The sequence below is a fragment of the Clostridium sp. 'deep sea' genome (assembly GCF_014931565.1).
GTDB lineage: Bacteria > Bacillota > UBA994 > PWPR01 > PWPR01.
The window spans coordinates 3,045,792-3,069,044 of the sequence record NZ_CP063353.1 but is presented as its reverse complement, the minus strand read 5'-3'; the positions used below and the strand labels follow the sequence as shown (position 1 = coordinate 3,069,044).

Annotated in this window: 27 protein-coding genes; 1 reads left to right on the top strand and 26 read right to left on the bottom strand. The window is 33.4% G+C overall.

The window, feature by feature from the left end; genetic code table 11:
* Window positions 1-11: 11 nt before the first annotated feature.
* The 11 genes from acpP to IMX26_RS14230 all read right to left on the bottom strand — a co-directional run bounded on the left by acpP (window position 12) and on the right by IMX26_RS14230 (window position 9,460).
* Window positions 12-242, bottom strand: a complete 231-nt coding sequence (gene acpP / locus IMX26_RS14280; protein ID WP_195159043.1) for an acyl carrier protein — start codon at window positions 240-242, stop codon at window positions 12-14.
* A gap of 60 nt (window positions 243-302) precedes the next feature.
* Window positions 303-1,271, bottom strand: a complete 969-nt coding sequence (locus tag IMX26_RS14275; RefSeq protein WP_195161417.1) for a beta-ketoacyl-ACP synthase III — start codon at window positions 1,269-1,271, stop codon at window positions 303-305.
* Window positions 1,272-1,284: 13 nt separating this feature from the next.
* Entirely contained in the window at window positions 1,285-1,776 is a 492-nt protein-coding gene (locus tag IMX26_RS14270; protein ID WP_195159042.1) for a MarR family transcriptional regulator, read from the bottom strand.
* Window positions 1,777-1,937: 161 nt separating this feature from the next.
* The gene (locus IMX26_RS14265; protein ID WP_347707867.1) at window positions 1,938-3,251 is read right to left on the bottom strand and encodes a cyclic 2,3-diphosphoglycerate synthase; all 1,314 of its coding nucleotides are present in this window, start codon (window positions 3,249-3,251) and stop codon (window positions 1,938-1,940) included.
* A 343-nt stretch (window positions 3,252-3,594) separates the two neighbouring features.
* Window positions 3,595-4,371 carry an ABC transporter permease gene (locus tag IMX26_RS14260; protein WP_195159040.1) on the bottom strand — a complete coding sequence of 259 codons (777 nt, stop codon included), beginning with the start codon at window positions 4,369-4,371 and terminating at the stop codon, window positions 3,595-3,597.
* Window positions 4,361-5,290 (bottom strand): ABC transporter ATP-binding protein, encoded by a 930-nt coding sequence (locus tag IMX26_RS14255; protein ID WP_195159039.1) that lies wholly within the window; start codon window positions 5,288-5,290, stop codon window positions 4,361-4,363. Before IMX26_RS14255 ends, IMX26_RS14260 begins: the two co-directional genes overlap by 11 nt.
* Before the next feature lie 284 nt (window positions 5,291-5,574).
* Window positions 5,575-6,078 (bottom strand): hypothetical protein, encoded by a 504-nt coding sequence (locus tag IMX26_RS14250; protein WP_195159038.1) that lies wholly within the window; start codon window positions 6,076-6,078, stop codon window positions 5,575-5,577.
* Complete coding sequence (locus IMX26_RS14245) at window positions 6,059-6,961, bottom strand: hypothetical protein (RefSeq protein WP_195159037.1); 903 nt, start codon at window positions 6,959-6,961, stop codon at window positions 6,059-6,061. The genes IMX26_RS14250 and IMX26_RS14245 overlap by 20 nt, the downstream gene beginning before the upstream one ends.
* Window positions 6,958-8,013: a radical SAM protein gene (locus tag IMX26_RS14240; protein ID WP_195159036.1), complete on the bottom strand. Its 1,056-nt coding sequence runs from the start codon at window positions 8,011-8,013 to the stop codon at window positions 6,958-6,960. The genes IMX26_RS14245 and IMX26_RS14240 overlap by 4 nt, the downstream gene beginning before the upstream one ends.
* Window positions 7,998-8,261 (bottom strand): PqqD family protein, encoded by a 264-nt coding sequence (locus IMX26_RS14235; RefSeq protein ID WP_195159035.1) that lies wholly within the window; start codon window positions 8,259-8,261, stop codon window positions 7,998-8,000. The genes IMX26_RS14240 and IMX26_RS14235 overlap by 16 nt, the downstream gene beginning before the upstream one ends.
* Window positions 8,262-8,758: 497 nt before the next feature.
* The gene (locus tag IMX26_RS14230) at window positions 8,759-9,460 is read right to left on the bottom strand and encodes an N-acetylmuramoyl-L-alanine amidase (protein ID WP_195159034.1); all 702 of its coding nucleotides are present in this window, start codon (window positions 9,458-9,460) and stop codon (window positions 8,759-8,761) included.
* A gap of 368 nt (window positions 9,461-9,828) precedes the next feature.
* On the opposite strand from IMX26_RS14230, the gene IMX26_RS14225 reads away from it, so the two are divergent.
* The gene (locus IMX26_RS14225; protein WP_243259365.1) at window positions 9,829-10,575 is read left to right on the top strand and encodes a copper amine oxidase N-terminal domain-containing protein; all 747 of its coding nucleotides are present in this window, start codon (window positions 9,829-9,831) and stop codon (window positions 10,573-10,575) included.
* 60 nt (window positions 10,576-10,635) lie between these two features.
* On the opposite strand, the gene IMX26_RS14220 is transcribed toward IMX26_RS14225, so the two are convergent.
* The 15 genes from IMX26_RS14220 to rpsM all read right to left on the bottom strand — a co-directional run bounded on the left by IMX26_RS14220 (window position 10,636) and on the right by rpsM (window position 23,244).
* Window positions 10,636-11,160, bottom strand: a complete 525-nt coding sequence (locus IMX26_RS14220) for a hypothetical protein (protein ID WP_195159032.1) — start codon at window positions 11,158-11,160, stop codon at window positions 10,636-10,638.
* A 294-nt stretch (window positions 11,161-11,454) separates the two neighbouring features.
* A complete protein-coding gene (locus IMX26_RS14215; RefSeq protein WP_195159031.1) occupies window positions 11,455-11,742 on the bottom strand; it encodes a hypothetical protein in 288 nt (95 codons plus the stop codon).
* Between the two features lie 121 nt (window positions 11,743-11,863).
* The gene (locus tag IMX26_RS14210; protein WP_195159030.1) at window positions 11,864-12,739 is read right to left on the bottom strand and encodes an LD-carboxypeptidase; all 876 of its coding nucleotides are present in this window, start codon (window positions 12,737-12,739) and stop codon (window positions 11,864-11,866) included.
* Between the two features lie 314 nt (window positions 12,740-13,053).
* Window positions 13,054-14,235 (bottom strand): DUF4932 domain-containing protein, encoded by a 1,182-nt coding sequence (locus IMX26_RS14205; RefSeq protein ID WP_195159029.1) that lies wholly within the window; start codon window positions 14,233-14,235, stop codon window positions 13,054-13,056.
* Between the two features lie 367 nt (window positions 14,236-14,602).
* Window positions 14,603-15,001, bottom strand: coding sequence for a 30S ribosomal protein S9 (rpsI, locus tag IMX26_RS14200; RefSeq protein WP_195159028.1), 399 nt, complete (start codon window positions 14,999-15,001; stop codon window positions 14,603-14,605).
* A gap of 20 nt (window positions 15,002-15,021) precedes the next feature.
* Complete coding sequence (rplM, locus tag IMX26_RS14195; RefSeq protein ID WP_195159027.1) at window positions 15,022-15,459, bottom strand: 50S ribosomal protein L13; 438 nt, start codon at window positions 15,457-15,459, stop codon at window positions 15,022-15,024.
* A 253-nt stretch (window positions 15,460-15,712) separates the two neighbouring features.
* On the bottom strand, window positions 15,713-16,453 hold the full coding sequence (gene truA, locus IMX26_RS14190; RefSeq protein WP_195159026.1) for a tRNA pseudouridine(38-40) synthase TruA: 741 nt from the start codon (window positions 16,451-16,453) through the stop codon (window positions 15,713-15,715).
* On the bottom strand, window positions 16,450-17,256 hold the full coding sequence (locus tag IMX26_RS14185; RefSeq protein WP_195159025.1) for an energy-coupling factor transporter transmembrane component T: 807 nt from the start codon (window positions 17,254-17,256) through the stop codon (window positions 16,450-16,452). The genes truA and IMX26_RS14185 overlap by 4 nt, the downstream gene beginning before the upstream one ends.
* Window positions 17,246-18,106, bottom strand: a complete 861-nt coding sequence (locus IMX26_RS14180) for an energy-coupling factor transporter ATPase (RefSeq protein WP_195159024.1) — start codon at window positions 18,104-18,106, stop codon at window positions 17,246-17,248. The genes IMX26_RS14185 and IMX26_RS14180 overlap by 11 nt, the downstream gene beginning before the upstream one ends.
* The gene (locus tag IMX26_RS14175; RefSeq protein ID WP_195159023.1) at window positions 18,091-18,927 is read right to left on the bottom strand and encodes an energy-coupling factor transporter ATPase; all 837 of its coding nucleotides are present in this window, start codon (window positions 18,925-18,927) and stop codon (window positions 18,091-18,093) included. Before IMX26_RS14175 ends, IMX26_RS14180 begins: the two co-directional genes overlap by 16 nt.
* Window positions 18,928-20,450: 1,523 nt before the next feature.
* On the bottom strand, window positions 20,451-20,792 hold the full coding sequence (gene rplQ / locus IMX26_RS14170) for a 50S ribosomal protein L17 (RefSeq protein ID WP_207729355.1): 342 nt from the start codon (window positions 20,790-20,792) through the stop codon (window positions 20,451-20,453).
* Window positions 20,793-20,812: 20 nt separating this feature from the next.
* A complete protein-coding gene (locus IMX26_RS14165; RefSeq protein WP_195159021.1) occupies window positions 20,813-21,760 on the bottom strand; it encodes a DNA-directed RNA polymerase subunit alpha in 948 nt (315 codons plus the stop codon).
* A gap of 57 nt (window positions 21,761-21,817) precedes the next feature.
* The gene (gene rpsD / locus IMX26_RS14160; RefSeq protein ID WP_195159020.1) at window positions 21,818-22,444 is read right to left on the bottom strand and encodes a 30S ribosomal protein S4; all 627 of its coding nucleotides are present in this window, start codon (window positions 22,442-22,444) and stop codon (window positions 21,818-21,820) included.
* A gap of 15 nt (window positions 22,445-22,459) precedes the next feature.
* Complete coding sequence (rpsK, locus tag IMX26_RS14155; RefSeq protein WP_195159019.1) at window positions 22,460-22,858, bottom strand: 30S ribosomal protein S11; 399 nt, start codon at window positions 22,856-22,858, stop codon at window positions 22,460-22,462.
* 14 nt (window positions 22,859-22,872) lie between these two features.
* Window positions 22,873-23,244, bottom strand: coding sequence for a 30S ribosomal protein S13 (rpsM, locus tag IMX26_RS14150; RefSeq protein ID WP_195159018.1), 372 nt, complete (start codon window positions 23,242-23,244; stop codon window positions 22,873-22,875).
* Between the last annotated feature and the right edge of the window lie 9 nt (window positions 23,245-23,253).

Sequence of the window (23,253 nt, the reverse complement as noted above, 5' to 3'; positions counted from 1 at the left end):
TTTTACACCACTTAGTTTTTGTGGCTATCGATGTATGTTACTAAGTCTTGTACGGTTTTAACACTGCGAATATGGTCTTCTTCCACAGCAACGCCAAAAACATCTTCTACACTCATAACGATTTCAACGATATCTAATGAGTCAGCACCTAAATCATTTTGAATATGACTCTGTATGGCAACTTCATCTTCACTCACACCAAGGTTCTCTACTAAGATTTCTCTTACTTTATCAAATGTCATTTTTTAATACTCCTTATATTTAAGTTAATGTTTTATTTGCTTTGTTTTGGTTTGTAAGTTTTATAGTTCTACTAACACCGCCCCCCAAGTTAGGCCTCCTCCGAAGCCAACCATAATTACTTTGTCTCCTTTATTTAATAAGCCTTGTGATATCATTTGGTTGAAAGCTATTGGTATTGTTGCAGCAGATGTATTACCAATATTTTCAATATTTTTATAGAATTTTTTGTTATCTGCTTTCATTTTTTTAGCAACATAATCTATTATTCTATTATTGGCTTGATGTGGTATTACATACTTTATGTCTTTTAAAGTTAATTTTGCATCATCAAGAACTTTTTCTATGCTCTTACGCATTGCTTTAACAGCAAATTTAAATACCTTTTGTCCTTGCATGGTAATATAGCTATTTTTAATTTCACCTTTTATAAATGGGTTTCGCAAAGGCGCTGCTGGAATAGTTAATAAACCGTCAACATCTCCTGCTGTTCCCAAATCACTAGCAAGTATTCCTTGTAATCTTGAGGCCTGTAATATTACTGCACCTGCACCATCTCCAAATAACACGCAGGTATTACGATCTTGCCAGTTGGTTACCTTAGACAATGTCTCTGCTCCAATTACTAAGGCATTTTGTACATTTCCATTTTCAATAAAATTTTTGGCAATGTTCATACCATAAATAAACCCTGAACAACCAGCAGTTACGTCAAAAGCTACAGCTTTTGACGCACCTAAAGCTGCCTGGACCAAACAGGCAGTTGCTGGAGTGTAGCTATCGGGGGTTACTGTTGCTACTATTATTAAATCTAGCTCTTTTGCTTTTAAGTTACTATTTACTAATGCCTGCTTAGAGGCCTCAATTGCTAAATGAGATGTATTCTCACCTGTTGATATGAATCTATTTTTTATGCCAGTTCTGGTTCTAATCCACTCATCACTTGTATCTACGATGGTAGATAGAAAATGGTTATTGACCTTATTATCTGGTACATAACCGCCCCAACCTGTAATAGCTGCTCTCACTATTTTTGATCCCCTTTTACTCTATATTTTCATTTTTAATACTAAATCCACTTACATCTCTATATTCTTTGTCAAAAAAATGTTTAAGATTACGTAGACTTCTCATTAAAACCACTTTATCCTGAAGCTTTAAATCGTCAGTCATTTGACCAACCATTCTTTTATGAAACTCAGAATGAACTATATCTGCTTCTTTACCCTTTTGAGTAAGCTCAACAAGTACTTTGCGCCTGTCTTCACTGTCTCTGTATCTTGTTACATAACCCTTTTTAACTAAGCGATTTATAGATGTTGTTAGTGTACCCAGAGTTATACGTAAATACTTTGCTATGATTGACATAGTGCAAGGTTCATGGAAACCAACCGCCTCAATAGTATGCATTTCTGTCATAGATAAATTAGTTAGTCCTGCATCTGTTAAAGATTTTTCTTCTATAGCTAATATTTGATTAAATAGCCGTACTAAATAAGTATTAATTAAGTCAATCCTTGTATCTCTATTATCCATGTACACACTCCGCTTTGTTATTATTTGAAATTCCAATAGTTTGAATATCAAAGTATTGGAACAAAAAAAAATAGACTTGTTGAAAGTCTATAATAATTTATTATGTTTGTCAAGATTTTGAAACTTCGATTTTGTTATTTGTGTAAAAATATGTAACGCAGTTATTTTTGGAATTTCTTTAGTACTTCACAGAGTTTTGGTTCGCCAATTTCTTCGAGTTCATAGTAAACTCTTAACATTGGTTTATTAACTTTTATAACTCGAGTTAAATCTATAGGAGTAGCCGCTATTACTAAATCACAAGGAATTGAATCAATTGTTTCTTGTAGATCTTTCATTTGTTTTTCGCCATAACCCATGGCAGGTAAAATCTCAGTTATATGACTATATTTTTTAAATGTTTCTGCTAAAGTCCCTTTAGCGTAAGGTCTTGGGTCTACTAATTCACCAGCACCAAACTTTTTAGCAGCAACAACACCAGCTCCATAAGTCATTTCACCATGTGTTAGGGTTGGACCATCTTCAATTACTAAAACACGTTTACCTCTAATCTCTTCTGAATTATTAACAAAGATTGGAGACGCACCATCTATGACAACTGCTTGCGGATTAGCCATACTTATATTTTCACGTACAGTATTAATATCATCAAATCTGGCAGTATCAACTTTATTAATTAAACAAACATCGGCGATTCGTAGGTTTGTTTCGCCTGGGTAATAAGCAAGTTCATTACCAGCTCTATGGGGGTCTACTAAAGTAATTAGCAGGTCTGGTTTATAAAATGGGGTATCATTATTTCCACCATCCCAAACAATTACATCGGCCTCTTTTTCAGCCTCACGTAAAATTGCCTCGTAATCAACACCAGAATAAACAATAATGCCTTTATCGATATGAGGTTCGTACTCTTCACGCTCTTCAATAGTACACTCATGTACATCTAAATCAGCATAAGTAGCAAATCTTTGAACTGCTTGTTTAACTAAGTCACCATAAGGCATTGGGTGACGAATTGCAACCACATTATGACCCATTTCTTTAAGCTTTTTGCATACTGCTCTAGTAGTTTGACTTTTACCAACACCAGTTCTTACTGCACAAACAGCTACTAAAGGTTTAACAGATTTTATCATTGTAGACTCTGGATTTAAGAAGGTAAAGTCGGCACCAGAACCATTGACTATAGATAAACGATGACCTAAATAGTCATACGGAACGTCACTATAAGCAAAAACTACTTCCTCAATATTATGCTCCTTGATTAATTGTGGTAACATTTCCTCATCATATATAGGAATGCCATTAGGATAAAGTTTTCCAGCTAATTCTGCAGGATATTTTCTGCCATCAATATCTGGAATTTGAGTTGCTGTAAATGCAACTACCTGATAATCCTCATTATCACGATATCTTACGTTAAAGTTATGAAAATCTCTACCAGCAGCGCCCATAATAATAATTTTTTTCAACACATTACCTCCTGTTTTTTTATCTTTCCGCTTATATATATTCATAGTATTGAATATTTATAAATTATGGAAGTTTTAACATATATTATATTATAGAATGAAGTTAAAATTCCTGCTGTTTTTTTCTGATTTTTCAGAATTATTATATTATTTTGAGTAAATTTTATACTTCACTTGACATTAAAAAGAACTGACTCTTATAATTGTAAGATTTATCAGTTCTATAATAATATAAGTATGTAAGTTTATTTAAAGTATACCAAGCAATTATTTTCACTCAATTTATATTGGGGTAATTTGTACAAAAGTTAAATGTCTGCTACTCATTTAACAATAGTTTTATTGTTTATTTGGCTTCTGTTGATGTAACACGCCAAGATGTTTTATAAACACTGGCTACTAAACCAACTATAGTGAAGCCTAAAAGTATTAAAATATTTAACCAATAGCCTGTACTATAAGGGGTAGTTATAGCCTGACGCATGCCCCTCGCTACATAGGTAGTTGGAATTACATGTGAGCTTATTTGCAAAAATCTTGGCAATTTAAATAGTGGAAAATAAACAGGAGCAAATAAAACTATTAAGGGACTAACTATTTGAGTTATCATACTGGATGAGTAAGGGGTAGACCCATAAAAACCAATGATTGCACCCAATCCAGCTAAGCTAAAGGCACCAGCAAAGTAAACAATAAAGATTGGAATAAGGTTCGATATAACTGGAACCCCTAATACTGGACCACCTATTACTAATATTATAATTGCTGATGGAATAGAAAATATCACGCCCTTACTAGCTAAAGCAAGTATAAAAGATAGTTTGGAAATAGGATAAGTAGCGTAGTATTCCATAACGTGGCTTAAACGCAAAGAACCAATGCTTTGCCCTAACCCAAGCATTGCTGCTGTTACAGCACTATTAGCCACCGAACCAGTTACTATATAGAGATTTTTACTATAATCACCCATGCCTCCATAAAACCATAGGAAAAATAAGTAGCTTAATGGAGATAGAGAAATTAGTATTATGTAAAATTTCCACTCAAGACGCATATCATACAGTTTACCTTTTAGTATCCACCAGTAGTCTATAAAGAATTTTTTAATTTTATTATTTTCCATCCCACTCTCTCCTTGTTAGTTTAGTATAAACATCCTCTAGGGTTGGTGTGGTTACTCTAAAATCGTCGATTTTTGTTAAACCTACTGATTTAACTAGGGAGTCGAATACAACAGACATATTAGAGCTATCGGTATAAATGCAATACTTATCTTTTTGGATTTGTTTGTATTCATTTTTAATGTTACTTAAATCAACTTGACCTTTAAATGTAACTATAATTTTTACCTCGTCACTTACCTGTTTTTTTAATTCACCCTGTGAACCATTAGCGCAAATCTTGCCGTCATCAATAATAGCTACTCTATTTATCACATTTTCTGCTTCTATTACATTGTGAGTTACTAAAACAATTGTTGTATTTTGCTCTTTATTTAGTTCTATAAGATATTGCCAAACCTTCGCTCTGTGTCGTGGGTCAAGTTGATTAGTGGGCTCATCTAATATTAAGATTGGATTATTACCTATAAAAGTAGCCAATAACATAGAAAGCTTACGCTCTCCCCCTGATAACTGATATCTTAGTCTTTTTCTTTTTTTATTCATATTAAATCTATCGATTAAATAATTTGTTTGCTTTATAGTTTCTTTTTTAGATAATCCCCTATGCATACCAGCATGTAAAATAACATCTTCGAATCTATATGTTGAGAAAGCAGCTGTAGCTTGTCCTAAATAAGAAATATTGTTAATAGCTAAAGGAATATTCTCATAAAGGTCTTTACCAAATATATCAATAGTACCTGACGTAGGCTTTATTAGGGTAGTTATTTGTTTAATAAGGGTAGTTTTTCCCGCACCATTTGGGCCAAATAAACCAAATATTTCGCCTTTATCAATGTTTAAACAAATATTATTATTAGCTTGTACACCATTTTTATATGTTTTACAAACATTTTTTATCTTAAATATATTTTCCATTATAATATTCCTCATAATTTTGGTTTTACTAGACTTATAAAAAAAAAGTCTCTAGTATCTATTTATTAAGTTAGACTTTAATTAAATTTCTGCTCGGGCTCTGTTGGTTTACCATTACAACAATCTCCTGCACCACAACCTCTTGATACTTCTTCTAAAGATTTAATTCTAGGTACGTTGTATTTCACATTTATCCCTCCTTTCCTATGTAATTTGGTTAATAAAATTAACTACTATAATACACTTAATAGATACCAGAGACTTTATAAACGCATACTCATTAGTTAAACTTGATAGCTTAAATTTTTGTTTATGTTAATAAAGCTGGTATTATTGTTAAATAAGCATATTACTCTATCTGCCATTGCCTCAAGAGGTATTGTGCTAACAGCTAATTCAGCTTTTTCTTTCGTTAAATCAATTTCAATCCATTGATCATTTAATAAATATATTACAGATGCATGAATAGAGTTATAAAAATTATGCCCTGTATCGTGACATATCAATACATATATATCTTTTTTTGCAAAGTTCTTTAATAATAATGCACACAAAACAGTTGAGTACTTATAACAAATTCCATACTTAACCTGTTTATTACCCCAGTAACATTCAACAAGGTTGTTTAAATCTTGCCTTTTAAATTCCATAACAAATCGTTGCAGTTCACTTAAGTTTTGCATGTTAATGTTATAGCTTTTTGTAATAAACCACTCGTGATCTATATTTATGTCTAAACAATTTTTTGTTTCTAAAGGTAACAAAGAATTAGACTGTAAGATATTCATTTGGAAATAACCCCTTATCGTATAGTAGCTGACAATCTCTAAATGACTTGTTAAAAGCACCACTATGGTTATATACTGCTGCTGGGCAAATATTGCCACAGTAATTTTTAAATACACAAATTTTACAAACACCTACTAAATCACTGGGTTTCATTTGGTGTAATTTTATTATTTTTTCATGCGAAGTAATTATTTGTAGTAAGCTTTTTTGTTTCAAATTATAAGATTCATCAGATCTACTTCTTTTAATACCACATGCAGTAATTACACCGTCCGTAAACAGACCTACTACTTTATGATAATTACATACTCTGCGTGCTAGTTTTAGATTACGCTGCTCTAAAAAGACATAGGGAATGGCAGTATATAACTTATCTCCATATTCACTGTAGTGTTGTAAGATATACTTTACTAAATTTTGATATTTATCGTAATCAAGACTATGTAGATTAAAGTAAAGCTTTACTCTTCTAAAGCCATGTTTATAGATATAGCTATCTATAATATCTGGTATAAAATTAATATTATTGTTGTTGATATTTATATTTACTAATAAACCCTTACAATTAATGTTTATATCATTTAAGTTATAGGGGGGCGTTATATTTAAACCAAATTTAACTGAGGCGGCATGCTCTTTAATGAATTCTACTAACTCTAAATCAATATCAGTTATATTAATGTCTATTTCAACAGCCATATTTAACGCCACAATTTGTTTTACTAGTCGTTTAAAAAGCTCTTTATCTCTGGTAGAGTTACCAAAAAACTTGATGTTTTTAGCACTTAGCTCTTTGGCTTCTTTAATACCCTTTATTATTAAGTGTTCGTTAATAGCTATACTGTCTGCAAATCTGAGGTATAAGGTATCTAGTTCTATCATACAGCTGCTTCACCAATAACATATTCTTGAGGGAATAAACCAGCTTCATATAGTTTTTGGCAAATAGGATATGGCCCAAAATAGGTATTATATGACGAGTAAGAGCTTGCAGGACAAATATTGGCACAAACTTTGTTAAAAATACAAACCCCACATACTCCGGTATATACTTTGTTCTGACTTCTTATTTTCTCTAAAAGCATGTTGTTTTCAACGATATTTGAAATAGAATCTACACTAATTTTACCTAAGACAGTTTCGGGGTTGTTAATACCAATGCCACATAATGCTATAGAGCCATCTGGTAAAACACTAATTATTTTATCAAAATCACATGTTCCAACAATTAATTCGCTATCTATTTCTTGGAATGCGGTTGGAATCATAGCCGTTATTTTTTTGGGGTATTTATGGGCTATTCTAATCACTTCTTTATAGAAATTGATTATTTCACTAGGATTTAATAACTCATTAAGCATTTCTGTTTCTGCTCTTCCAGATTCTCTACAAACTAGGTACTTAACAAATGTACCACCAAACTCACCTATTACTAAGTCGGCAAGCTGCTCCATAAAGTGATAGTTGCCTTTATGAACAGTCATTACGACTGAGTTTGATATATTATTTTTATTGAGCTTAATTAAAACATTTTTTATAATGTTAAATGCATCTGGAAACTTTCTAAAGCTATCATGCATGTCATTGGGAAAATCTAAGCTTAAGCCTAGCTCTATATCTTTAGCATTTTTAAATAACTCAAGATATTCATCATCTATAAGTAAGCCATTTGTTTCTACGTTAAAGCTTAAAGATTTTTCATTACAATAGGCTAATAATGATTTAACTAAGTCTTTTTTGATGAGTGGCTCTCCACCAGTTACTTTAATTGTTTTAAGACCATAATTTAATAAAGAATCAATTACGTTTTTATACTCCCTAAACTCAATTTTTCTTTCATCATGAGCCTCACCTGCTGATATCCAGCAATGTGGACATCTCATATTACATTGATTTGTAAGGGTTATGTAAAGTCTGTCTATTTGTTTACGCATAAATAACCCTCCGACTGCAATTGGTTTATAAAGCTATTTATATCTCTGTATAGGTCTTCTCTCTTAGTATCTTTATAACGTTCAGTCATATTATCTGCTAACTCTTCCATACTGCAATTTGTTATGTTTTGTAAAATATAGACCCCTGTTTCATTAATAACTTTAACACTTTTATCTTCAAAGCTATAAATATAACCTCCGCTTTCTTTTAAAATCCACTTAAATTTATCGCTTAAACTAATATCCATTTTCGCCCTCCTAATTGTATGATAATTTTATTAATAGAGTAAAAAGCTCTATTTTAGTTACTTTAATAATTCTGGTTTGAAGATTCTTATATAAATATAAAAAGTCTCAGCCATCTATATTAGCTTAAATTAAGTTGTTATTAACTATCTTTGTTCTAGCTCTTGACCTGGCTTGCCATTACAGCAGTTACCACCACTACATCCTCTAGATATCTCTTCAATACTAATTAAGCTAGGAGTTTTGTACTTCATAGTTTTCACTCCTTTCGTAAGTATTTTTGATAATAATAAATATAAAAAATCTTAATATTATAGATACTGAGACTTCTTAACATAATAAATATAATAAACTATAATTTAATAGTTAATTAGTCTTATATAACCATTATAAGTTATTATTTTACATTTAACAATATACTTTCTAATATTATTTTTATTTTTCTAAAAAATAAAAACCTTGCCATAAAGCAAGGTTTTAGCTTATATTTTTGTAGGTATTATTGATGAATAACGTTGTTATCTAGCCAATTTAAAATACCACTAACAATGGCCCAAGCTATTTGTTTTTGGTACCCTAAATCTGCCAAAAGCTTTGCTTCACTAGAGTTAGATAAAAAGCCAGCTTCTACGATAACACTAGGCATGTTTGATTCTCTTGTTACATAATAATCTCCTGTATTACTAAGTCGTTTTCCATTGGTTACTTTGTTAAGCTGCTTTTGAATAATATCTGCTAAGTATTTACTGTCTTTTTTCTCTGGGTCATAAAATACTTGTGCTCCACGCCATTTACTGCTTCTAATACTATTAATATGAATAGATATTAAGGCGTTGGCATTTGCTTCTTGAGCTATCTCTACTCTACGGGCTAAATCAAGCCGCCAGCGGTTACGATATGTTATATCATCGTTTTTTTCCTTTAAGGCAACATCATCCACTCGCGTACAAACTGTCATGATACCACAGGCTCTTAAAAGCCGTGCTGTTTCATTGCTTAAAGCTAATGTAATATCTTTTTCGAGTAAGCCGTTGCCCGTACAACCCGAGTCTATACCCCCATGCCCTGCATCTATGACAATAACCATTTCTCCCCAACTAAACATTTCTCCAGAAACCTGCGCAACGTAGTAGTCGCGTGATAATAATAACAACACTAACATCATAAAGATTAAAAATATGACTTTTAGTTTTTTTAACAATCTCACTCACTCCATTGAAGAACGAACTATTAATAAATTCGTTATAGATATAATTACTTTACAATTTTATGAGATGGGAATAGGTATTATGATAAGTAAGCCAATTAATGCCTTAAACAACTTAATTACTGACAATTTAATATAAGTCATTACTACATGCTTAAATTACAACAAGGGTCAGACCTCTGCCTGCTCACTCCAAAACATACGAAGTAGATGGTTCTCCGTTCGTAATAGTATATCATTTTGTTTTATACTCTAATGACCACTCATTTATGATAAAGTTTTTGATCCATACCTCTGTTTATATATTGTATTTTATGGTATATTTATGAAAAAAAGAAACAGAGGGAATTAATGTGAAAAAAATGTTTTTTACTTTAGCTATAATATTATTGTTAGCCCCTTTAGCTAATGCAGAAGAAATGCCAAAACTTAAAGTTGATGATTGTATTGTTTTAGCACTAAAATCTAATCGAAATTATTACATCGACAAAGATAGCAATAGACTAATGATACCAATGTCTATTGCTATGCAGGCTTTAAATGTTAACTATGTAGGTTATGATAAAGAAACTAAACAAAGAACTTTTAGGTTTTTAGGTAATGAGATTAAACTTGCCATAGGATGTAAAACCGCTTACATTAATGGTAAAACCCACATAATGGATGTTGCTCCAGCTAAATTTAATGGTGTTTTTGAACTAATGTTTATTCCTATAAGGGTTTTAATTGATAGTTGTGATTTGCAAGTTAGTTGGAATAGTGAATGGAAGGAGCTATGCATTCATGATAAGAGAATACAGAGCCCTAAAAATTATATTATATATTTTGATGGCAACTATCCTGAAAAAGATAAAACAACACCCTATTTTAGGCTTATATCTTACTGCTTACCTGTTAACGACCAAAACACTAATATTTTTTTGAGCTTAAAAAACATCTCTGGTAAGCAGAAGCATGATTGTAAAATTGGATATTTTGCTAAAGGTAATTTTAATAAAAAATATTTTGAGATAGATACGTTAGCTGAAAATGAAGTGATTAATGTTTGTTGTAATACTGAAGTAGAGTCTCTTAACAATTATTTTCTTAGTATAATTGTTGATTATTAGTAGCTTTAATTTTGCTAATCAAAGAATTATAAATACCGGAAACATATTATTAAATACTTTTTAGTTAGTTGATATTTTATATTTCTCTAATATTTTTAAGGCCTCTTCACGGTTATTAGCATTCGCCACCAAAAAATAGTTACCTAAAGGCCATCCACCTCTTTTACCATTTTCATTGTAATCCCGTATTCTTATTACTGTTTTTTTCATAAGTGGCATAGCATAAAGTGATCCTAAAGGAGTTATATCGTAATTATAACATCCACCAGGTCTAATAGAAGTTTTATACTTATAGTTTAAACAGCATGAGTATTCTCGAAACTTAAAATCACGCAATTCTTCAGTTGTTGGTCCATACTCAAAGGCATTTATTCGACCTCTAAAAATATCGCTGATAAATAAGTTAAAATGATATTTTCCTACAATATTAATAGTTCTCTTCTCCATATAGTTAGGGTCATCTAGCTTTATTTCTATGGCTTTAATCTTCTTATTAATATTAAAAGGAATATTATATAATAAAATAAACAACGTAAGGATAGTTAAGATAGTTGTTCTTATTCTTTTTTTATAGACTGTTTTCATTCATTACCCTCTTTTAAACTTATTCTTCAATTTTCTTAATATAAAATCAATATCTATTTTTATGTAAATTATTTCTATTTTTATCTGTTTTATATATAAAGCTAGATTGCACTAGGCTGAGTTAAAATGGTAGGTCTTATTGGATTTACTAAGGATTGTTTAGAGGAGTGTAGTACGATTTTGTATATTAATAAGTTAAATATAACTTTGTTGTCTGTATATTGTAACTGTTTTTATTATATTTTACCTTACTTTAAGTTATATAATTTAAATTTTTGTTAAGTCTATAATTTATTAACGCCAATAAACTGTTCCGTATCTAATGTCTCCAGCAATTTCACCTAAATTAGGGCCACTTTCAAAATACACTGGTCCATTTTTAACATTGTTATTCCAAACCTCTAATTGAAAGTCTATAGCTTCACATATTATGGTTACCATTACACCATCATCATTAAGTCCTTTATAAAACAGCATTGTCATAGGATCAAATGGTGGAATAAATGGGTTAGCTTGGGCAACAACTGCAAAGTTTAACACTAAAATTGAAGTTATTAAAAACATAGATATATATTTTTTCATTTTTACAGCCTCCTATATTACTACACCCCTTTTTAAAATTGTATAGTTAGCTTTAGTAAAAGTCAATATATGGAAATTAAATAATATTATTTATGTATTGCAAATATAGTGATATGTACTATTATTTTTTCTTTCTAAATGAGTATTGTTTACCAATTACAAGACAATGAGCATTTTTACCGTGACCTAATTCACTTGTTCTAATAATCGGTATATTAAGATCACTAGTTATATTTAATACCATTTCCTCTTTTGTTGGTTGAGTTTGTTCTAACTCAAGCTGTGAAAAAGTACCTAGTATTATACCGCTTATTTTTTGTAAATAATTCATTTGCTTTAGCTGTGCTAATAAAGAACCTATTCTGTTGACACTACCACCCAAGCTCTCTAAAAATAATATTTTACCATTTGCATTAGGTAGGTACTTTGTACCAGCTAACTTAAGAAAGCATCTAATATTACCGCCTATAACCATACCCTGCATTTCATTGCCATTTACCCAATTATAGTTAATATTATAGATATCATCTTTGCCTATCATAAAGCTATTTTGGAACAGCAGTAGCTGCCTATCCGCATATTCATCAACTAGGTTTCTTATCATATAGTGATAGGTTGGTATGTTACTACAGGTAGTTAATGCATTTAGTAAAACTGTAAGGTCACTTATACCAAAATAAGGTTTAGCGTTTTGTTGTATTGCTTGATAGTTTAAGTATGGTAGTATTTGATTTGCTGAATCTCCACCCGAAATATCAAAGATGGCTTTAATGTTTTTATTTGTAAAAAGCTTCATTAACTCATGTGCTCTCTCCTGTGCTGTTCCACTAAGTTCTGCCTGTACTCTAAAAATCGTTTTAGCTAACTCTATTTTTAAACCTATATTGCTTAATTGCTTAATTACATTTGTCAATATGATTCTTTGATTTTCCTTCATTCCGTCGGAGCAAGCTATTATGCCCACTGTGTCTCCTGTTGTTAGTAGTGGCTTAATCATAAATTCCCCTCCATTAATTAGGTATTTGTATTGTAGCATACAACAGGAAGCTTGAAACCAATAAGGTTGAACTGACTTTTTGAGTGGGAGGTTCTTTACTATAATTTCAAGTAGTTCAAGACACAGGCGAACACGAGATTCGCCCCTACAAAGTTGTGCCTATGACTTACTACAAGCCTTAAGGAAATACATCTTGAGGCTTATGGATTAACACAGCCTTGTTAATAATTGTAATATAATTCACAATTCACTAATATTTTTAATTATAATTGCTAAACATAAATAGCTGCGTTTTTATCTTAGCTTGTAAATACCTATTCAGCCCGTCTAGTTAATTCCTCCACTAGTTGAGGTAAAAAATCATCTATGGCTAGATATTTATCTCTGTCTTTTTCATAATTACTTAGCATGTTATAAATTTCACCTAATCTCTCAAATCCCCCAAATTCAATTTCTTTATTAATAATTGTTTTTTTAGCATATTCCTCCCCAAACGTTTGACTGTAGATTCTACCTTCAATAGCTCTCACTATATATTCATCTATCTGTCTAGTTAGTGGCATACTACTATACATTTTGTTATTAACGATACTAGTATAGTATTTGCTTATATCTTTGCAATTACTGATTGTTATATTATATATTGGTTCGTTTATGTATGAATGAAGAAATTCGTGAATGACATTTTCAACGAAATTGCAAATATCTAGTTTGTATGGGTTTTGAGAAATATCATTTGGTGATTGAAAAGATATTATTTTAAATCCATTCTTTGTCTCATATGAATAAAAACTTGCCATTGACGGTCTAAAAATTGTTAGTACTGTTTCATACGCTACAGGTAATTCTCCAAAGTATTTATTTTTAGTATTTACATATTCTTCTGTAGATTTTATTAATTCAATTATTTTACTCTCTTTAGTATTCTTTTGAATATAGGTTTTTACTTTTCTATCCAATGCTTTATTACAACTAAAAAATTTATTTGCATTGCTATCTTTATAAAAGTCTTTAAGACCTCTTATAAAAATTTCAATGTCTTTATCTTCCTTAAATAAGTACCTTTTATACTTATCATCAACATTATGTAGTTTATTTAAAGAGGCTGTAGGACTATAGGACAATAAAACTCCAATAACATCTCCATTCACATCGCCATTATTAACATATTTATGCATAGACTTAATAAAACTGTGATTTTTATATGGTATAAAGAATTCTTTGGCTTTTTTATAGATTGAATGTTCTTCGGTATTAGGCAGTATTATTCTACTATCAAAATCCAGGTATAATGCGCTAGCAATAATATACGTATCTATCATTTTATTAATGCTAATTGTGTAATTAACTTCATCACTACTCTTGCTAGTTTGAAATAAGATAGTTGGATTTATATCTTTACTAGATGTAGCAGAGTAGTTGATGTTATTAGCTACAATCACTAATAAAACTATAATAATGATTATTGCTCCGATAACGAATTTCTTATTAAACATTTGCACACACTCCTTAAATATAAAATATCCCTAAAGTGAATAATTTAGGGGTTGTACTGTTCAAAATTTTTCCTAAGCAATTTGTTTATTACAGATAACTATTTATGATACTCTAAGAGTTCTATTATGTATTTAATTAGTTTATGCTCTACAAATATTGGCAAGAAGCCATTAAGCCAGTTGCCTTTGATAACCATATTAGTGTATTTCAACTTAACTTTTATTTAAGATATTTTTCTATAATTTACTAATCATTTAAACATAACTAATGATTTTATGATGCACAGTTCCTCGGCTCAAAAGGCTAAAACCAATAGTAAAAAACCCCGTAACTATATAGTTTCGGGGTTTTGTTATATTTGAAATCTTAACGCTTAGAGAACTGTGGAGCACGACGAGCCTTTTTAAGACCAGGCTTTTTACGCTCTTTCATGCGTGAATCTCTTGTTAAGAAGCCAGCTTTTTTAAGAGGCTTTCTATAACTCTCTTTGTCAGCTACAATTAACGCACGAGCTATTCCGTGACGAATTGCACCAGCTTGACCAGAGAATCCACCGCCATGAACATTAACAAATACATCATACATACCAGATGTTTTTGTTAACTCTAATGGTTGACGAGAGATAACTTTTAATGTCTCTAAACCAAAGTAATCATTGATATCTTTGCCGTTAATAACAATTTTTCCACTACCAGGAACTAAACGAACTCTAGCAACAGCTTTTTTTCTTCGGCCGGTTCCCCAATATTGTAATTGTTGTGCCATTATTAGCTTCCCCTCCTATCCTATTGTCGACGCAGTTCCCAAGCTTCGGGCTGCTGCGCTTGGTGAGGATGCTCCGCACCAGCGTAAACTTTTAATTTTTTAATCATTTTGCGACCTAATTTGTTCTTAGGTAACATACCTTTTACTGCTTTTTCTACTGCTCTTTCAGGTGTCTTTTCCATTATTTCAGCATACTTAATTCTCTTAAGTCCGCCTGGATATCCTGAGTATCGTTGGAATTCTTTTTGCTCTAACTTATTACCAGTTAAAACAACTTTATCTGCGTTAATTACTATTACAAAATCCCCAGTATCGATATGGGGGGTATATTCAGGTTTGTGCTTGCCGCGTAAAATAACAGCAATCTCACTGGCCACACGACCAAGAGTTTGCCCGGCAACGTCCACAACATACCACTTATGCTCAACCTCAGCTGGTTTAGCCATATAAGTACGCATGGTCGTCCCTCCTTTATTTCTTCAATTATATTTTCACTACAATTGCAACGGGGCAAGTAACAATTGCAATAAAAGACACTCCAATTATTTTAATAGAAACTTGAGCTCACGTCAAGTTTTTTTAACGATTTTTTGTTACAATTATAAATCTTTTTTATATTAGTTTTACAAAGCACCTAAAATTAGATTAGCTATTATGAACTATTTACAGTTACATTAATCAATAGCGGCATCACTTAGTCCACTGCTATATCTATTTATATTCAATATTCTTTAGGCATAATCCCTTGGCAGGGGCAGTAGTCGTGGCATTATCTCTACACTTAGAGAGGATGATATTAGGTAAATCGGTGGATTTAATTTTGCCTAAACCTACATTCACTAAGCTACCAACCATAATTCTTACCATTTTATATAAAAAACCATTGCCTTCAATTGTAAATTTCAATTTATTGTTTTCTATTACAGTCAGTTCAGCTTTAGAGACAGTGCGAACTCGATTTATGACCTTGCTACCAGCGGCACAAAAGGTTGAAAAGTCGTGTTCACCTATAAAATAGCTGCACGCCTTTTGCATTTCAGCAATATTTAGCTGTTGTGTTATATGCCAACAATATCTTAAATCTCTTATGTCTATGGCTAAGCTATTTTGAATAAGGTACTCATATTGTTTACTTTTTGCCTCATGGCGAGGGTGAAAATTTATGTCTACTTCTTCACAGTTTGTAATTAAAATATCATTGGGAAGTTCGGCATTTAAAACTAACGCAAATTTATTGGTTGGTATATTGCAGATTGTTTTAAATGTTGCCTTTTGGTCAAGGGCATGAACTCCTGCATCTGTTCTACTGCATCCTGTTATAGTGACTTTTTCCTTACATACTCGGCTTAAGTTATCTTCGATAACTTGCTGAACAGTTCTATCTTTGCTTTGCCTTTGCCAGCCACAAAAATCAGTGCCATCATAGCTTATAGATATTAATATACTTCTCATATAGCATACGATTTCAGATAGAGTATTAAGGTACATAAAGCTATCATCACTGCAAACGAAACAAAATCTATAAATCTTAGCTTTAGGATCTTCATTCGGGTTCTACCCTCTCCCCCTTGGTAACACCTTGCTTCCATAGCCATTGCCAAATCATCTGCTCTTCTAAAAGCGCTCACAAAAAGTGGCACTAAAAGTGGTATTAAGGCTTTGGCTCTTTCAACTAATTTACCTGTTTCAAAATCTGCACCTCGAGACTGCTGGGCTTTCATTATTTTTTGAGCCTCTTCTAACAAAGTTGGTATAAATCTTAAGGCTATGGTCATCATCATTGCTAGCTCATGAGCGGGTAAACCAATGCGTTTAAATGGCGATAACAATCGCTCTATACCATCAGTTAAAGCAATCGGTGATGTTGTAAGTGTTAACAGTGAAGTAAAGGTTATTAGTAGTATTAATCTGCTTGCCATTAGCAAACCAAAGTAAAGACCCTCGGAGTATATTTTAAGAGGACCAATGCTCCATAATAGCTCACCATTTTTATTAAATAAAGCATGTAGTATTACTGTTAAGCCAATTATTATAACTAAAGGCTTTAAGCCCTTTAGTATTACTTTTATACCTACCCTTGAGATTGCTATAATTGCCATTGTAAAGAGCGCAATAGTTAAGTACGAATAAAAACCCTTGGCAATAAATAGAACCACTACAAAGAAGATTGTTAGCAGTATTTTCACTCTAGGGTCAATTTTATGCACAGCTGAATTACCGGGAATATACTGTCCAATTGTAATATTATTCAGCATTGCTTTTCACCCCGATATTCTTTAGTATTATTTCCTTAGCCTCGCTAATGGTTAAAGGTAGCTGTGGTACTTTATAACCTAGCTGCTTGAGCTTGTAACACAAAAGGGTTACAGGAGGTACATCCAAGCCTAACTCTTTAAGTTCATTTATGTTTTTAAATACCTCTCTTGGTTTTCCGTCGTATACAATAGTTCCGTTATTCATTACCACCACTCTACTAGCATAAGCTGCGGCCTGCTCCATATCGTGGGTAACTAAAATAATTGTTATTTTATGCTTTTGGTGTATTTTATTTATCATTTGTAATATAGCATGTCTGGCCTTTGGGTCAAGCCCAGCAGTAGGCTCATCTAACACTAATATTTTAGGACTCATAGCTAACACTCCAGCAATTGCAACCCTTCGCATTTGCCCTCCGCTTAAATCGAAGGGTGATTCTTCAAGTAAGTCTTCACTTAATCCTACAGCTTTAAGAGAGCTTATTACAGCCTTTTCAATTTCGTTTTTACTCATACCCATGTTTGTGGGTCCAAAAGCTATATCTTTAAATACAGTTTCCTCGAATAGCTGATGCTCAGGGTACTGAAATACTATGCCAACGTCTTTTCTTATTTGGCGTCTATTTTTTTTATCACTCATAGCTAGTTGATTTACTGTAACTGAACCAGAACTTGGCAATATTAGTCCATTAAAATGCTGTATTAAGGTAGATTTACCCGAACCTGTTTGCCCAATTATGGCTACATAAGAGCCATCACTTATTTCTAAATCTATTTCTTTTAAGGCATATACTTCAAAGGGTGTTTTGGGGTTATATATACAGCTTACGTTTTTTAGTTTAATTGGCATAAGGCATTTACCATCTCTTCTATAGTTAGGATTCCTGTATTAATGTTTAAGCCGTTCTCTTTTAGGCTTACTGCTAAGGATGCTATTTGGGGCAAATCTAAACCATAATTTTTTAGCTTTCGACCTAAGCTAAATACGTTTACAGGGTTATCATCTATTTGAATTTCTCCACCAGACATCACTAAAACTCTATCTGCATTTACAACCTCATCCATATGATGGGTTATTAAAATAACGGTTATGTTTTTTTCTTTATGCAATTGTTTAATGGTCTCCATTACTTCTTTTCGTCCATTTGGATCTAACATGGCTGTTGCTTCATCTAGTATTATTACCTGCGGGGTTATTGCTAACACCCCTGCAATAGCAATACGTTGCTTTTGACCACCCGACAATAAATGGGGTGCATGCATACGGTAATTATACATACCCACTGTTTTAAGTGATTCGTTTACTCGTTCTCTTATCTCTAGTGGAGGTATGCCTAGGTTTTCAGGACCAAAAGCAACATCTTCTTCTACTATAGTTGCTACTATTTGGTTATCTGGATTTTGAAAAACCATACCAACTTTTTGCCGTATCTTTTGAGTATTTGCTTCGTCGCTAGTTTTATAACCTACTACGTTCACTTCACCGGAATCTGGCAATAGCAAAGCATTAAACATTTTAGCTAAGGTTGATTTACCAGAGCCATTTGCTCCAACTATACAAACAAATTCACCCTCATTAATTGTAAGATTTATGTTGTTAAGAACTTTGTTCTGTTCTTCTTTATCGTATTTAAAGTTAATGTTTTTACACTCTATAATTAAATTGCTCATTTTTTTAACCCCTATTATTTAGCTCCTAATTAAACATTATATATTATAAAGAAAATTTGTTTTGAATACAATTTTTAAATTGTTTATATTTGTGGGCAGAAGTATTAGTGTAAAAATCATTGGGAGTAAGTGTTTGACATACCGATTGCTAATGCCAATGTTCGCTGCTGGGACACATCATTCGGATTGTGGCTCTCACAACGGTGCAAAGTATCTAACCGTATCATGCAAATTGTTCCCATGTAGGGGATGGCCTTGTGTCATCCCGTATTTGTTTTTATGGAAACCCATCATAAAATCCTCGTTTTGACTAACACAGAGTATATTGAAATATATTCCGCAAAGCCTTTGGCTTGCTGGTTTTTAAGTAAGCAACGGTTTGCAAATACCAGTGTGCGACGCTGGAACATATCATTCGGATTGTGGCTCTCACCACGGTGCAAAGTATCTAACCGTATCATACAAATTGTTCCCATGTAGGGGATGGCCTTGTGTCATCCCGTATTTGTTTTTATGGAAACCCATCATAAAATCCTCGTTTTGACTAATACAGAGTATATTGAAAATCTATTCCGCAGAGCCTTTGATTGCTAATGTTTGCGTAAGCCACGGTTGCGATTGCCAGTTTTAAATACAGGACACATCATTCGGTTACAGCCTCCTACCATGGTGCAATGTATCTAACGGTTTCATACAAATTGTTCCCATGTAGGGGATGTCCTTGTGTCATCCCGTGTTTGTTTTTATGGAAATCCATCATAAAATCCTTGTTTTGACTAACACAGAGTATATTGAAATCTATTCCGCAAAGCCTTTGGCTTGCTGGTTTTTAAGTAAGCAACGGTTTGCAAATACCAGTGTTCGAGCTGGAACATATCATTCGGATTGTGGCTCTCACCACGTGCAAAGTATCTAACCGTATCATGCAAATTGTTCCCATGTAGGGGATGGCCTTGTGTCATCCCGTGTTTGTTTTTATGGAAACCCATCATAAAATCCTCGTTTTGACTAATACAGAGTATATTGAAAATCTATTCCGCAGAGCCTTTGATTGCTAATGTTTGCGTAAGCCACGGTTGCGATTGCCAGTTTTAATACAGGACACATCATTCGGTTACAGCCTCCTACCACGTTGCAAAGTAAAATTAACATAAAGCTGTAAATTTACTTAGCCTTTTTCAAGTCAAGAAATGTCCCGACTTAGTGTTTGGCTTGGTGTTTTTAGTGTGAGCTTTTAAAGATACTATCAGCTGGCTACTTGAACGACACAGAGGTCGTTCACTACACTTAAATCTTGTATCTAGTAAACATCAACCCCAAACGTCTGGCTAACCTCACAGTGGGGTCTGGCCTCAACAGGGCTACCTTTCTCTAAATCAATTAGTTAAGTTTACACTGAAAGCAATAACTTTCTTACAAGCAAGAGGCCTGACCCCTGTTGTAATTAATGTGGAAATTAGCTAACAGAATCTTATGTATTAAAAAAGTGGCTTCTCAGTATTCGTGAGTAGCCACTTATTTATTTATACTAACTCAATAATTGCTCTAGGAGCTGAGTCACCTCTACGTAAATTACCTTTAATGATACGTGTATATCCACCATTTACTTCTGCATATTTTGGAGCAATTTCCTCGAATAAACGAGAAACTACTGCTTCATCATAAATATATGCTAAGGCTTGACGGCGAGCGTGTAAATCCCCACGTTTGCCTAACGTAATCATTTTTTCTGCTATTCGACGTAATTCTTTAGCACGTGTTTCAGTCGTTTCAATACGACCGTGTCGCAAAAAGTCAGTTGTTAAATTTCTTAACATAGATCTACGATGCGATGAACGACGCCCTAGTTTACGATAGCCCATGATCACTTACCCTCCTTTTTGCTTTACTCCGAATCACGCATGCTTAAGTTTAATTCAACTAGCTTGTGTTTTACTTCGGTTAAGGACTTCTTACCTAAGTTTCGTACCTTAAGCATTTCATCTTCAGAGCGCTGTATAAGCTCTTGTACTGTATTTATGCCTGCTCGTTTTAAACAATTGTATGATCTAACAGAGAGATCAAGTTCTTCGATTGGCATTTCAAGTACACGATTCATTGTATCTTCTTCTTGCTCCACGAGAACTTCTGCGTCTCTTGCTGTATCAGACATATTGATAAACAATGCTAGGTGCTCACTCATAATGCGTGCGCCTAAACCTAAAGCTTCATCTGGAGATAATCTTCCATCTGTCCACAATTCTATTGTAAGCTTATGTTTATTAATGTCTTGCCCAACACGAGTGTTTTCTACGTTGTAACTTACACGTCTTACTGGAGAGAAAATTGAGTCAACAGGAATAACACCAATTGGTTGGTCTTCAGCTTTGTTCATAACAGCTGATACATATCCTCTGCCCATCTCAACATCTACTTCCATGAATAAACGTCCACCACGCTCAAGAGTTGCAATATGCAGGTCTGGGTTGAGTATAGTTATATCACTATCTGATGTAAAATCATTAGCTGTAACTACCCCAGGACCTTCGGCTGCAATATTGATACGTACAACGTCTTCAACTCCATGTAAATGCAAACGCAATTGTTTTAGATTCAGCATAATTTCTGTAACGTCCTCTACAACACCTTCGATTGTTGAAAACTCATGAAGCACACTATCAATACGAACTCTAGATACTGCTGCTCCGGGTAAAGAAGACAGTAATATCCTACGTAAAGAATTGCCTAATGTTGTACCATAACCTCTCTCGAGTGGTTCTATAACATAGCAAGCGTAATTTTCTTCAATATTTTCATTCACTTTGGTAATAGACGGCTTTGTCATTTCAATCACAGCATACCCTCCTGAATCACAATATGTGTTGCCTACCAATGTGAGGGTGTTAACACATTAACGTGAATAACGCTCTACAATGAGATGTTCTTCCACAGGTATGTTAATTTCTGCGCGTTCTGGCAAGCGTACTACCTTACATGCCAACTGTGCCTTGTCAACATCTAACCATTCAGGAATAGTTCTATCCTGAAGAGCCTCGGCAATATCTTTCATTATTACAGAACTTCTGCTCTTTTCACGTACGTCAATTACATCTTCAGCTTTCATACGATACGAAGGAATGTTAACCTTTTTACCATTTACTGTAAAATGTCCATGTCGTACAAGTTGTCTAGCTTGACTTCTAGAGGCGGCAAAACCAGCTCTAAATACCATATTATCTAAACGACTTTCGAGAATCTGTATTAATACTTCACCAGTAACTCCACGTACCTTAGCAGCCTCTTCATAATAAGCACGGAACTGCTTCTCTAAAACACCATATATGCGACGTGCTTTTTGTTTAGCACGAAGCTGTAAACCATAATCACTAACCTTGATTCTGCCTTTTCCATGTTGACCTGGGGCATAAGCACGTCTTTCAAAAGCGCATTTTGCTGTATAGCAACGATCACCTTTAAGATATAACTTTGTGCCTTCACGTCGACATAATCGACAAACTGGTCCTGTATATTTAGCCATTGTTAGCCTCCTTAATTACACACGGCGTCGTTTAGGTGGACGACAACCGTTGTGTGGAATGGGAGTTACATCAGCAATGGAATTAACTTCCAAGCCAGCAGCCTGCAAAGATCTAATTGCAGCCTCACGACCTGGTCCAGGGCCTTTAACGCGGACGTCTACAGTACGCATTCCATGCTCCATTGATGCCTTTGCTGCCACTTCTGCAGCTACACCTGCAGCAAATGGAGTCGATTTTCTAGAACCCTTAAAACCTTGAGCTCCAGCACTCGACCAAGACAGAGCATTACCAGATTTATCTGTTATCGTAACAATTGTATTGTTAAATGTCGATACGATATGCGCTATACCTGAGTCGACATTTTTGCGTTCGCGTCGACGTCGACGATTATTTCCTCGACTTCTTCTTGCCATAACACCCTTCCTCCTTACTTTTTACGTCGAATGCCTACAGTCTTTTTATGACCTTTACGGGTTCGAGCGTTTGTTTTTGTACGTTGTCCACGTACCGGTAAACCACGTCTATGACGTAAGCCACGGTAGCAACCAATTTCCATTAAACGCTTTACGCTCTGCGTAACATCACGCCGTAAATCACCTTCAACAACATAATTTACATCTATAAAATCACGTATTTTATTAACTTCTTCCTCAGTTAAATCACGTACGCGAGTAGAAGGATCTACTCCTGTGCTTTCTAATATATCCTCAGCACGAGATCTACCAATACCATATATATAGGTAAGACCAATTACAACCCGCTTTTCACGTGGTAGGTCAACCCCTGATATACGAGCCATTCTTACACC